Source organism: Bordetella trematum (genome assembly GCF_900078335.1).
Lineage (GTDB): Bacteria > Pseudomonadota > Gammaproteobacteria > Burkholderiales > Burkholderiaceae_B > Bordetella > Bordetella trematum.
The window spans coordinates 65,891-78,514 of record NZ_FKBR01000033.1 but is presented as its reverse complement, the minus strand read 5'-3'; the positions used below and the strand labels follow the sequence as shown (position 1 = coordinate 78,514).

Annotated in this window: 15 protein-coding genes; 14 read left to right on the top strand and 1 reads right to left on the bottom strand. The window is 65.2% G+C overall.

The features are described from left to right. Window positions 1-49 precede the first annotated feature (49 nt). Complete coding sequence (locus tag A7V84_RS13460) at window positions 50-1,213, bottom strand: ABC transporter substrate-binding protein (protein WP_025515458.1); 1,164 nt, start codon at window positions 1,211-1,213, stop codon at window positions 50-52. Between the two features lie 221 nt (window positions 1,214-1,434). Here A7V84_RS13460 and A7V84_RS13455 point away from each other — a divergent pair, with 221 nt between their 5' ends. The 14 genes from A7V84_RS13455 to A7V84_RS21690 all read left to right on the top strand — a co-directional run. Then, on the top strand, window positions 1,435-2,334 hold the full coding sequence (locus tag A7V84_RS13455) for an alpha/beta hydrolase (protein ID WP_025515457.1): 900 nt from the start codon (window positions 1,435-1,437) through the stop codon (window positions 2,332-2,334). Between the two features lie 16 nt (window positions 2,335-2,350). Continuing rightward, complete coding sequence (locus A7V84_RS13450; protein WP_025515456.1) at window positions 2,351-2,836, top strand: MarR family winged helix-turn-helix transcriptional regulator; 486 nt, start codon at window positions 2,351-2,353, stop codon at window positions 2,834-2,836. Between the two features lie 42 nt (window positions 2,837-2,878). After that, window positions 2,879-3,859, top strand: coding sequence for a hypothetical protein (locus A7V84_RS13445; RefSeq protein WP_063491586.1), 981 nt, complete (start codon window positions 2,879-2,881; stop codon window positions 3,857-3,859). A gap of 90 nt (window positions 3,860-3,949) precedes the next feature. Then, complete coding sequence (argJ, locus tag A7V84_RS13440) at window positions 3,950-5,176, top strand: bifunctional glutamate N-acetyltransferase/amino-acid acetyltransferase ArgJ (protein ID WP_033534971.1); 1,227 nt, start codon at window positions 3,950-3,952, stop codon at window positions 5,174-5,176. A gap of 178 nt (window positions 5,177-5,354) precedes the next feature. After that, a complete protein-coding gene (locus A7V84_RS13435) occupies window positions 5,355-6,221 on the top strand; it encodes an ATP-binding protein (protein WP_025515453.1) in 867 nt (288 codons plus the stop codon). After that, the gene (locus tag A7V84_RS13430; RefSeq protein ID WP_063491587.1) at window positions 6,214-7,179 is read left to right on the top strand and encodes a Nudix family hydrolase; all 966 of its coding nucleotides are present in this window, start codon (window positions 6,214-6,216) and stop codon (window positions 7,177-7,179) included. Before A7V84_RS13435 ends, A7V84_RS13430 begins: the two co-directional genes overlap by 8 nt. Window positions 7,180-7,337: 158 nt before the next feature. Next, the gene (locus A7V84_RS13425; protein WP_115638841.1) at window positions 7,338-7,970 is read left to right on the top strand and encodes a fimbrial protein; all 633 of its coding nucleotides are present in this window, start codon (window positions 7,338-7,340) and stop codon (window positions 7,968-7,970) included. Between the two features lie 102 nt (window positions 7,971-8,072). Beyond that, a complete protein-coding gene (locus A7V84_RS13420; RefSeq protein ID WP_459562054.1) occupies window positions 8,073-8,687 on the top strand; it encodes a fimbrial protein in 615 nt (204 codons plus the stop codon). 75 nt (window positions 8,688-8,762) lie between these two features. Continuing rightward, the gene (locus A7V84_RS13415) at window positions 8,763-9,392 is read left to right on the top strand and encodes a fimbrial protein (RefSeq protein WP_025515448.1); all 630 of its coding nucleotides are present in this window, start codon (window positions 8,763-8,765) and stop codon (window positions 9,390-9,392) included. A 71-nt stretch (window positions 9,393-9,463) separates the two neighbouring features. Beyond that, a complete protein-coding gene (locus A7V84_RS13410) occupies window positions 9,464-10,114 on the top strand; it encodes a fimbrial protein (protein ID WP_231940160.1) in 651 nt (216 codons plus the stop codon). Between the two features lie 73 nt (window positions 10,115-10,187). Beyond that, window positions 10,188-10,820, top strand: coding sequence for a fimbrial protein (locus A7V84_RS13405; RefSeq protein WP_127070898.1), 633 nt, complete (start codon window positions 10,188-10,190; stop codon window positions 10,818-10,820). A gap of 62 nt (window positions 10,821-10,882) precedes the next feature. Next, entirely contained in the window at window positions 10,883-11,539 is a 657-nt protein-coding gene (locus tag A7V84_RS13400) for a fimbrial protein (RefSeq protein ID WP_127070900.1), read from the top strand. Window positions 11,540-11,660: 121 nt separating this feature from the next. Further along, window positions 11,661-12,290: a fimbrial protein gene (locus A7V84_RS13395; RefSeq protein WP_063491589.1), complete on the top strand. Its 630-nt coding sequence runs from the start codon at window positions 11,661-11,663 to the stop codon at window positions 12,288-12,290. Between the two features lie 121 nt (window positions 12,291-12,411). Further along, window positions 12,412-12,624, top strand: a 213-nt coding sequence (locus A7V84_RS21690; RefSeq protein WP_412778657.1) for a fimbrial protein, incomplete at its 3' end; no start/stop codon positions are given.

The window sequence follows — 12,624 nt, the reverse complement described above, 5'->3', positions numbered from 1 at the left end:
CCCCTGGAGGCCGCCCGCAAGGCTGCGCGGCGGCCCGCTAGCCCGGTCTTTACAGCTTGCACTCGCCGACGTAGACGTCCTGATAGTTGTCGAACACCTTGCCTGCCAGCTTGTTGGTAATGCGTCCGTCGGCGTCTTTCTCGATGACGCGCACGTAGTAGGGCTGGATGGGATAGTGGTTCTTGCCGTAGGTGAAGGGGCCGCGCACCGAGGGGAAATCGGCCTTCTCCAGCGCGGCGACGATCGCCTCGCGATCCTTGGCGCTGCCGCCGGCCTGCTTGACGGCGGCATCGATGGCCATGATCACGTCATAAGCCTGGGCAGCGTAGACCGACGGATAGCGGCCCTTGTATTCCTTGCGGAACGCCTCCACGAACTGCTTGTTCTGCGGATTGTCCAGGTCGTGGGCCCACTGCGCCGTGTTGTACATGCCCAGCATGGGCTCGCCCACAGCCTGGATCACATCCTCGTCGGCCGAGAAACCCGGGCCGATCAGGCGCGTATCCTGCGCCAGGCCGGAAGACACGAACTGCTTGACGAAGTTGATCCCCATTCCGCCCGGCAGAAAGATGAACACGGCATCCGGCTTGGCCGCGCGGATCTGTGCGATCTCGGCGGCATAATCCAGCTGCCCCAGCTTGGTGTAAAGCTCCTGGTCGACGGCATTCTTGTAGCCGCGCTTGAAGCCCGTGAGCGCATCTTTGCCGGCCGGGTAGTCCGGCGCCATGATGAACACCTTCTTGAACCCACGGTCCGCGGCGACCTTGCCGGCCGCCTCATGGAAGGCGTCATTCTGGTACGACAGGCCGAACCAATAGCGATTGCATTGCGCGCCGGCCAGCTGGCTGGGCCCCGGGTTGTTCGACAGATAGGGCACCTTGGCCGCGAACAGGGCCGGGCCGACTGCCAAAGCCACGTTCGAGCCGATCGGGCCGGTGAAAAAATCGACCTTGTCGCGTTGCAGGTAGCGCGTCACCAGCTGGCGGGCCTGGTCGGGGTTGCCGCCCATGTCCGTCTGCAGAAACTCGGCCGGCTGGCCGCCCAGCTTGCCGTCCAGTTGCTTGATCGCCAGGTTGAAGCCGTCGCGGGCTTCGGCCCCCAGCGCCGAGAACGGTCCCGAGATATCGTTGGCGATACCGACCTTGATGGTATCGGCCGAGGCCACGGCGGGCATCAGGACGGCGGCAGCCAGTAGGGAGGGAAGAAAACGCATGGTGATGCTCCTTGCGCTACGCGCGGCAGAATATTGTTATTGCTGCGTATTGTTGCGATGAGGACTGCGTCAGCCGGCATCGCCGGCGAGGAACTGGCATCGCGTATAGTTTAGGTTTAAAGTATTTGGCAAAACAAGTCTAGGGTTTGCCCCAGGACATGCTCGCAAGCAAGCTTGCGGCCCGCCCGACCGGCTCCCCTGATCGTCCCTTTATCGTTTTCATGAGCGCATCCGATCACATGCTCTATCGCAGCTATGACCGCGCCGCGCTTGACGTCCAGTACAACGCACGCGCGACAGTACCCGACATCGAGGCGATTCTCAAGCAATACACCGACGCCAGCCGCAAGGCGCGCGCCCGTCTGTCCTGCATTGCAGACCAGCCCTATGGCGCGCATCCCGATGAGCGGCTGGACATTTTCCCGGCTGCACAATCCGGCGCCCCCGTGCTGCTGTACATCCACGGCGGCTACTGGCGCGCCCTCAGCAAGGATGATTCCTGCAACATGGCGCCGGCCTTCACGGCCGCCGGCGCCACCGTAGTGGTGATCAACTATTCGCTGGCACCCGCCGTCACGCTGGACCACATCGTCGACCAGACGCGCCGTGCGCTGGCCTGGGTGCACCGCCACATCGCGCGCCACGGCGGCGACCCTGCACGCATCCATCTCTGCGGCAGCTCGGCCGGCGGCCATCTGATCGGCATGCTGCTGGCCGGTGGCTGGCATGGGCGCTACGACCTGCCGACCGACGTGGTGGCAGGCGCGGCGGCGCTGTCCGGTCTCTACGACCTGCGCCCGCTGGTGCATACCCACATCAACGCCTGGATGCAGATGAGCCTGGCCGACGCCGAACGCAACAGCCCGGCCCTGCTGCCCGGGCCGGCGCATGGCTGCCCGCTGCTGGTCAGCTACGGAGCCAACGAAACCGACGAGTTCAAGCGCCAGAGCCGCGACTACCTGACGCAATGGCTGGGTCGCGGCCATCCCGGCCGCTACATCGACATGCCGGGCAGCAACCATTTCGACCTGGTACTGCGCCTGAACGATCCGCATCAGGCGCACACCCGCGCCCTTCTTGAACAAATGGGCCTGGCCCCTGCGCCTGACGCGCAGGCCTGAGCCCCACGAGGCCGTCATGACCGACATCCCCGATCTGGAAAGCCGCGCCGCGCCGGACGACCACCATGCGCTGCGCCTGTGGTTGCGCATGCTGACCTGCTGCAACCTGATCGAATCCGAGATCCGGACCCAGCTGCGCACCCGCTTTGACACCACCCTGCCGCGCTTTGACCTGATGGCCCAGCTGCACCGCGCGCCCAAGGGCATGCGCATGGGCGAACTCTCGCGCCACATGATGGTGACCAACGGCAACATCACCGGCATCACCGACCAGCTTGAAAAGGAGGGGCTGGTGATACGCAATAAGGTCGAGACCGACAGGCGCAGCTCCATCATCAAGCTCACGCCCCTGGGCAAGAAAACCTTCGCCCGCATGGCGCGCGCCCATGAGTCGTGGGTCAAGGAGATGTTCTGCGACCTGCCCGAGGCCAGCCGCGATGCGCTCTTCCAGGGGCTGGGCGAACTGAAACTGCAGGTCATCGCACGCCAGCGCAAGGCTTGAGGGGCCGGGCGCCGACGGCCCGCAGCGCGCATAATTGGCGTCATGATTCCGGTTTCATTTCCAGGTGGCAACCATTACGCCACCTTGCTGCTCTCCCTGATCTGCCTGGCGACCCTGCTCACCTGGGTCGTCCACCTGTTGCGCCACCGGCCTGCGCGGGACTGGCTGGCAGATCACCGCCGCCTGGGCGCGCTGCTGCTGCTGGGCCTGGCCAGCCTGGGCGCGCTCTACCCCTATCAACTGTTTTCTCAGTGGCACGAGGCACGCCGCCTGGCCGGCGACGAGGCGGCTCACCGCCTCGAACTGGACACCGCCCTCGCCCTGCACGGCGAAACCCTGCCAGCCGGCACCGTGCTGCGCCTGGCCCGACCCGGCCAGGCCGACAGTTTCGTGCAGGCGCAATTCCCCTCACCTGCGCCCGTGGCCGGGATGGATGTCATCCGTTGGCTGCGCCATGCGCCGGATGACTGGTCGCTGATCCTGGCGCAGGACCAACGCATCGAGGGCTGGACCTGCAGCCGCAGTCATCCGGTGGAGCTGCGCCTGCAGCAAGGCCGGCCCCGGCTGGCCAGCTGCCACCTGGCGCCGGGCAACAGCCTGGACGATCAGCCCCTGCCGGCCGGCACCTGGCTGCAAGCCCGACCGCAAGGCTGGTTGCTGCGCACCGACGGCAGCGACGCGCTGCCTGTGGCGGGCATGGACCTGCTCAAGACCGAACTGCACCTGGCCGTCGACGGCAAACGCGAGCGCTTCGAAGGACTGCTCGCGCATGAAACCCGCCTGGGCGACTTCACGTATCCAGCCGGCACCCGCGTCGCCAGCGCTCCCGCCGGCCTGAGCGGCGCGCAGCCGGGCGATCTGCTGTTTTCGCCCTCGCGCGGGCGCAGCGCGCGGCATGCCGACGGCAGCGAAATCGCCGCCGGACGCTCGGTACTGCAAAGCCCGCAAGGCGAGCTGCTCTCGGTCATCCCCAACTCCCAGGCCGGCGTACTGGACGTCGCCAGCGTGCGGCTGGGCCCCTGACTCCCCCCTGTCCGACAGCAGTGGGATAATAAGTGTTTTGGCCGACCGCCCCTGCCGGGCGAGCGGCGCGCTGTCCAACGAGACGAACCCATGGCCGTAAACCTCCAGATTCCCTCCGAATCCGCAATTTATCCCGTCGCCGGTGTCGAGATCGGCGTGACCGAAGCCGGTATCCGCAAGGCCAACCGACGCGACCTGACCGTGTTCCGCCTGGCGCCAGGCGCCACCGTGGCGGGCGTGTTCACGCGCAACCGCTTCTGCGCCGCGCCGGTGCAGGTCTGCCAGGCCCACCTGGCCCTGGGCGGCCCGATCCGCGCGCTGGTGATCAACACCGGCAACGCCAACGCCGGCACCGGCGAGCCGGGTCTGGAAAACGCCCGCGCCACCTGCGCCGGGCTGGCCAGGCTGCTGGACATCCCGGCCGAGCAGGTGCTGCCGTTCTCCACCGGCGTCATCCTGGAGCCCCTGCCCATGGATCGACTGCTGGCCGGCCTGCCCAAGGCCGTTGCCGCGCTGGGCGACAACCAATGGTTCAATGCCGCGCACGGCATCATGACCACCGACACCCTGCCCAAGATCCATTCGCGCCGCCTGACCCTCGGCGGCAAGACCATCACCATCACCGGCATCAGCAAGGGCGCCGGCATGATCCGGCCCAACATGGCCACCATGCTCAGCTTCCTGGCCACCGACGCCGGCATCGCCCAGCCGCTGATGAACACGCTGGCGCGCGAACTGGCCGACCAGTCGTTCAATCGCATCACCATCGACGGCGACACCTCGACCAACGATTCCTTCATCGTGGTCGCAACGGGTCAATCGGGCCTGCAGATCGATAGCGACAGCCACCCTGACTACGCCGCGCTGCGCGCCGCCCTGGTCGAGGCCGCCGCCGACCTCGCACAGAAGATCGTGCGTGACGCCGAGGGCGCCACCAAGTTCATGACCATCCGCGTCGAAGAAGCCGGCAGCGTCGACGAGGCCCTCAAAGTCGCTTATGCCGTGGCGCACTCGCCGCTGGTCAAGACCGCCTTCTACGCCTCCGATCCCAACCTGGGTCGCATCCTGGCGGCCATCGGCTATGCCGGCATCGACGACCTGGACACCAACGCGCTGCGCCTGTGGCTGGACGACGTGCTGGTGGCCCGCGACGGCGGGCGCAACCCGGACTACCAGGAGGCCGACGGCCAGCGCGTGATGCAGCAAGCCGAGATCCTGGTGCGCATTGCACTGGGCCGCGGCCAGATCACCGAAACCGTTTACACCTGCGACTTCTCGCACGAGTACGTCAGCATCAACGCCGACTACCGTTCCTGATACGCGACTTCCCGGGGGACGGCGCCGGCGATCCATCCATGCCGCCCGTCCCCGCGCAAGGCGCCACCCGCGCCGCGCTTCTCGCCGCAGCGTCCTCCGTGCCCCCACCCTCAGGGCCCGCGCCGGCGTCCTCCCGCACAGACTGTCTGCCATCGACACGATGCCCCAAGGAAACGAAGTGACTGCAACCGACTTCACCCAACTCATCGCCCGCGCCGAACGCGTGCTGGCACAACTGGAGGCCTGGCTGCCGCCGGCCCCGCCCGACATCGACTGGAGCGCGCACGCTTACCGCTGGCGCCGGCGCGGCTCGCGCGGCTGGCTGGACGCCGTGCGCCACGTGGCGCGCATCCACAAGGATGACCTGCAGCACATCGAACGCCAGAAAGACATCATCGACCGCAATACCCGCCAGTTTCTGGCCGGCAAGCCGGCCAACAACGTCCTGATGACCGGCGCGCGCGGCACCGGCAAGAGCTCGCTGGTCAAGGCCATGCTGGCCGCCTATGGCGACCAGGGGCTGCGCCTGATCGAGGTCGACAAGGCAGACCTGGGCGACCTGCCCGAGATCGTCGAGCTGGTGGCCAAGCGCCCCGAACGCTACATCGTGTTCTGCGACGACCTCTCCTTCGAGGAAGGCGAGGCCGGCTACAAGGCGCTGAAGTCCGTGCTCGACGGCTCGGTGGCCGCGGGCGGCGACAACCTGCTGATCTACGCGACCTCCAACCGCCGCCACCTCATGCCCGAATACATGAGCGAGAACCTGCAGGCCAAGCACCAATCGGACGGCGAAATCCATCCGGGCGAGACGGTCGAAGAGAAAATCTCGCTGTCCGAGCGCTTCGGCCTGTGGCTGTCCTTCTATCCGTTCAAGCAGGACGACTATCTGGACATCGTCTACCACTGGCTGCGCGAACTGGACTGCCCGGCCGACCAGATCGAAGCCTCGCGCGCCGAAGCCCTGCAATGGGCGCTGGAGCGTGGCTCGCGTTCGGGCCGCGTAGCCTATCAATTCGCGCGCGACTGGTCGGCCCGTCATGGCTGAGAAGATCATCGACGTCGCCGTCGCGCTGATCCTGCGCGCCGACGGCCAGCTGTTGCTGGGCCAGCGGCCCGAAGGCAAGCCCTGGGCCGGCTGGTGGGAGCTGCCCGGCGGCAAGCTCGAGCCCGGCGAAACCGTGCTGCAGGCCCTCGCGCGCGAACTGCAGGAAGAGATCGGCATCACCGTCACGGAGTCCCGCCCCTGGGTCACCTACGTGCACCGCTACCCGCAGACCACGGTGCGGCTGGCTTTCTGCTTTGTCACCGGCTGGACCGGCGAGCCGCGCAGTCTGGAGAATCAACGCTTGCAGTGGGTCGTGCCACAGGAGGCCGCCCAGGTGGGCGAGCTGCTGCCCGCCGCCCTGCCGCCGCTGCGCTGGCTGCAACTTCCCACCCGCTACGGCATCAGCGCCGCCGGCTCGTCCACCGGCCTGCCGGTCTTCCTGACCCGCCTGGATCAGGCGCTCGCGCAGGGCCTGAAGCTGGTGCAATGGCGCGAACCCGCCTGGCCTGACGGCCCGCAAGCCGGCAGCCTGTACACCGCCTTCGAGCAGGTGCTGCAACGTTGCCGCCAGGCCGGCGCGCGCTTGCTGGTCAACAGCATCCATCCCGAGGACTGGTGGCATCAGGCCGACGGCGTGCACCTGCGCGCCGCCGATGCCGCCGCGCTCACGCAACGCCCGGCGCTGCCCGCTGGCGCTCTGGTAGGCGTCTCGACCCACAGCCACGCCGACATCCTGCGGGCGCGCGACCTGCAGGCGGATTTCGCCGTGCTGGGCCCGGTATCGGCCACGCCCACCCACCCCGGCCAGGCCGGCCTGGGCTGGCCCGCCTTCCAGGCGGCCCTGCACGATGCCGGCCTGCCGGTGTTTGCCCTGGGCGGGCAGTCCCCGGCCACGCTGGTCCAGGCGCAGTCTTACGGGGCGCACGGCATCGCCGCGATCCGAGGGATATTCGGCTAAAGCCGCTCTGCGACGCCCGGCCTGATGCTGCCCCCAGCAGGCCGGGCCGGCTCCGGCCTGGCCCATCCTCCCTCCCTATACAAGGCAGGCGTCTGATTCCGTGCCATGACGGCCCGCCCTAACGCGCGCCGGCGTATCCGGCAGGTCATGATCCAGGCATGACAAAGCTGCCTGCCTCCCAGTCCCTCCGCCCTGCCCGGCTGATCCCCCTCGCAGTCCTGCCGGCCCTGCTGGCCTGCAGTCCCCTGGCCCATGCCGTGGACGGCACCATTACCATCAACGGTGAAATCATCGATTCCACCTGCAAGATCAACAACCAGACACCGCCCTCAAACCTTATCGTCAACCTCCCCAAGATCTCCACCAGCGCCCTCAAAGCCAAGGGCGACTTCGCCGGCGCGACCCTATTCACCCTAAAGCTGACCGACTGCCCCAGCACGCTGAACGGCGAGGTCAAAGCCTATTTCGAGCCCGGTCCGACCACCGACTACGACAATGGCGCCCTGTATGCCTACACTTCCACCGCTGCCGTCACCTCGGCAGCCGGCAGCATCCCAACCGGGCTGACCAAGGTCGCAAACGTGTCCATCCAGCTGACCAACCCCGACGGCACGCCCATCGTCATCGGCGCCTCGACCAACACGGCCGCCGGCGACGTGCTGCGTAATGGCGACAGCTCGACCAAGACCGCCACGCTGCGCTATCTGGCCCGCTACCTGAAAAGTGGCGACGGCAAGATCTCCAGCGGCAAACTGGTTACCTACGTCCAGTACTCCATCGTCTATCCCTAGTTGCTGTGTCTGATTCGCAGGCCTGCGATCACGGATCGACATGCGCCCATCGGGCATCCCGGTCATGATCTCAACATGACCCGCTTACCTTGCCGCACCGCCATCGCCCCGTGCCCCCGGCCGCTTCGCCGCTCTCTTCGCTTGTCCCTCGCTGCCTTGCTGCTCTGCAGCCCTGTGGCCCATGCGGTGGACGGCACCATCACCATCAACGGCGAGATCATCGATTCCACCTGCAAGATCAATGGCAGCACACCGCCCGCGCACATTCTGGTCAACCTGCCCAAGATATCCACCACCGCCCTCAAGGCCAAGGGCGATATCGCCGGAAGCACGGCGTTCGTCATCAAACTGACCGAATGTCCGGCGTCCCTGAGTGGGGAGGTCAAAGCCTATTTCGAGCCCGGCCCGACCACCGACTACGACACCGGCAACCTCTACGCCTATAAGAATACGTCTGCCGCTGCCAAGGAAATGGCCAGCGACATCCCGGAGAGCCAGGCCAGCCAGGGTAAAGCCGACAACGTCGAGATCCAGCTCGCCAACCCCGACGGCACGCCGATCACCATCGGCGCAAGCAAGAACAACGCGCAGGGTGCCACCCTCTCCAGCAATGCCGCCACCCTGCGTTACCTGGCTCGCTACTACCGAAGCGGCACCGAAGCTGTCAGCAGCGGCAAGCTCTACACCTACGTGCAATACAGCATCGTCTACCCCTGAGCGTCGCGGCCCGCGTCCGTGGATCCCGCAGCCGGATCAGCCCTTTCCCAGGCAGGCCAAGGTAATGATTCAGGCATGACTACGCAACGCATCTTCACGACGTTTTCCGGCTGGCCCCTGAGGCTCGCCTGCCTGGGCCTCTCGCTCGCCCCCCTCGCCCCCGCCTTCGCCGTGGACGGCACCATCACCATCAACGGTGAGATCACCGACCAGACCTGCAAGATCAATGGCAAGGACGCGCCCGCCGACCTCCTCGTCCATCTGCCCAAGATTTCAACCAGCGCCATCAAAAACAAGGGCGATGTGGCCGGCGCAACCGTGTTCACCCTCAAACTGACCGACTGCCCCAGCACGCTCACAGGGAAAGTACAGGCCCATTTCGAGCCCGGCCTCACCACCGACTACGACAGCGGCAATCTGTACGCCTATACCAGCTCAGACACCAAAACCAGCCCGGCTAGCGCCATTCCCACGAGCCTCACCAAAGCCAACAACGTCGAAATCCAGCTTGCCAATGCCGACGGCAGCGCCATCACCATCGGTGCGCCGCCCAGCGCAGGCGGTGGCGTCACGTTGATGAACGGCAGCGGCGACAAAAAAACTGCCACCCTGCATTACATGGCGCGCTATTACCGCAGCAGCGCCGAGGCCATCACGGCCGGCAAGCTCGTGACTTACGTGCAATACAGCATCATCTACCCTTGAGCGCCGGGTCGCATTACACGCGATCCACACTGAAATCAGCTTTTTCCCAAGCAGAGGGCGGTAATGATTCCATGATGAACACACCGCCCCCCCTTCCGATCGCCTCGGGCTGGCCGATGCGCCTGGCCTGCCTGGGCCTGGCCCTGGCCCCTTTCTCGTCCGCCTTCGCCGTGGACGGCACCATCACCATCACCGGCGAGATCATCAGCTCCACCTGCAAGATCAATGGTGAGGCTCCGCCCCACAACCTGCTTATCAACCTGCCCAAGATCGGCGCCTCCGCGCTCAAGAACCAGGGCGACGTGGCCGGGGCGACACCGTTCACGCTCACCCTGACCGAATGCCCTTCCGAGCTGTCGGGTCAGGTCAGGGCGCATTTCGAGCCCGGCCCCACCACCGACTACGCCACCGGCAATCTGTACGCCTACAGCAACAGCAGCGGCACCGCCAAAACGAAAGAGTCAAGCATCCCGGCCGGGCAAGCCGGCATGGCAAAATTCCAGAACGTTGAAATCCAGCTCGCCAACCCCGATGGCACGGCCATCAAAATCGGAGCAACCGACAGCCTGTCGCAAGGCGCCGAACTCAAGAACGGGAGCAGCGGCGACGGCAAGAAAACCGCCACCCTGCACTACCTGGCGCGCTACTACCGCAACAACACCATGAGCATCACGCCGGGCAAGCTCTATACCTACGTGCAATACAGCATCGTCTATCCCTGAACGCCACAACCGGTGCAGACACCCTGCACCGGAATCGGCATCTTCCGAAGCTGGTCAGGGTAATGATGCCAACATGAAAACGCAGCAACCCCCAACCCCCGTCCTCGGCTGGCCGGTACGGCTGGCCTGCCTGGGCCTGGCCCCCTTCTCATCCGCCCTCGCCGTCGATGGCACCATCACCATCAACGGCGAAATCATCGACTCCACCTGCAAGATCAACGGCGCAGCGCCCCCGGCCGATATTCTCGTCACTCTGCCCAAGATCGGCCAGACAGCCTTGAAGAACGAGGGCGACGTCGCCGGCGCAACCGCCTTCGTGATTGCGCTGACAGAATGTCCCGCCACCCTGAGCGGCAAGGTGAAAGCCTACTTCGAACCTGGCCCGACCACCGACTACGACACCGGAAATCTGTACGCCTACACCACCAGTGAAGGCAAAACCAAGGCCTCGTCCATCCCTGGCAACCAGGCCAGTCAGACCCAGTTCCAGAAGGTTCAGATCCAGCTGGCCAATCCGGACAGCACTGCCATCAAGATCGGCGCCTCGGAAAACAAGGCCGCGGGCGTCGAACTGCAAAACGGCACAGACGGCAAGAAGACCGCCACCCTGCGCTACCTCGCCCGCTACTACAGAAGCAGTTCAGGCAACATCACGCCCGGCAAGCTTTTCAGTACTCCATCGCCTACCCATAAGGAGGCTGTCTGATTCGGTCCCGCCGCCGCCGGCAGCCGCGCCCGCCAGCGGGCGCGGCAGGTCATGATTCAAACATGACAACACCGCCCGCCTCCCTGCCTTTTCGCCCCGCCCGCCTGATTCCGCTCGTGGTCCTGCCCGCCCTGCTGGCAAGCAGCCCCGCGGCCCACGCGGTCGACGGCACCATCACCATCAACGGCGAAATCACCGACCAGACCTGCAAGATCAATGGCAGCCTGCCGCCCGCCAACTTCATCGTCAACCTGCCTAAAATCTCCACCTCGGCGCTCAAAACCAAGGGCGATACCGCGGGGGCCACGCTGTTCACGATTGCCCTCTCCGACTGCCCCGCTACCCTGACGGGCAAGGTCAAGGCCTATTTCGAGCCTGGCATCACCACGGATTACGACAGCGGCACCTTGTATGCCTATCGCCCGGTCGATGGCACCGACACCAGCACCACCAGCGCACCGGTCGCCAGCATTCCAAGCCGCACCGGCGCCACCAAGACCGACAATGTGCAAATCCAGTTGGCGAATACCGATGGCAAAGCCATTCAGATCGGTGCCGGAATCAACACGGCCGCGGGAGTCGAACTCAAGGCCAGTGGCAGCGATGGCAAAAAAAGCGCGACCTTGAACTACCTGGCACGCTATTACAAAAGCGGTAACGGTGACATCACTGCCGGCAAGCTCGTCACCTATGTGATGCACAGCATCGTCTATCCCTAGACATGGCCAGCGTGCAGATGGCGGCAGCGGCAAGATCGGCCATCTCTTACGTGATAAATGCGCCGGGACGGGTGTTCAACAGGTAATGATTCAAGCCCGACGAACAAATCCATGACAAGCCATGGCTCCCTCCTTGCGCACTGCCCGCCTGGGCCTGCTGACCCTGCTGCTGAGCAGCGTCCCCGCCGCCCACGCGGTCGACGGCACTATCACCATCAACGGTGAAATCACCGACTCCACCTGCAAGATCAACGGCAAGACCCCGCCCTCCAACTTCATCGTCAACCTGCCCAAGATCTCTACCTCAGCGCTCAAAACTCAGGGCGAGACAGCTGGCGCGACGCTGTTTTCCATCCGGCTTACCGAATGCCCTGCCAGCCTCACTGGCGAGGTCAAAGCCTATTTTGAACCGGGCATCACGACCGACTACGACAGCGGCGCCCTGTATGCCTATACGCCGATCACGGACACCGACACCAGCACGGCCACCTCACCGCTGAGCAGCATCCCGAGCCGCAGCAGTGCCATCAAGGCAGCGAACGTCGAGATCCAGTTGGCCAATACCGACGGCACGGCCATCAAGATCGGGGCGGCCACCAACTCCGCCAAAGGCAGTACCCTGGTCGCGGGCACGGACTCGAAAAAAAGCGCCACGCTGAACTATCTGGCGCGCTACTACAAAAGTGGCACGGCAGCCATCACTGCCGGCAAGCTCGTCACCTATGTGACGTACAGCATCGTCTACCCCTGAACACGGCCAGCGAGCAGATGGCGACAGCGGCAAGATCGGCCATCTCTTACGTGAAAAGTGCGCCGGGACGGGTGATTAACAGGTAATGATTCAAGCCCGACGAACAAATCCATGACAAGCCATGGCTCCCTCCTTGCGCACTGCCCGCCTGGGCCTGCTGACCCTGCTGCTGAGCAGCGTCCCCGCCGCCCACGCGGTCGACGGCACCATCACCATCAATGGTGAAATCACCGACTCCACCTGCAAGATCAACGGCAAGATGCCGCCCTCCAACTTCATCGTCAACCTGCCCAAGATCTCTACCTCAGCGCTCAAGACCAAGGGTGACACGGCA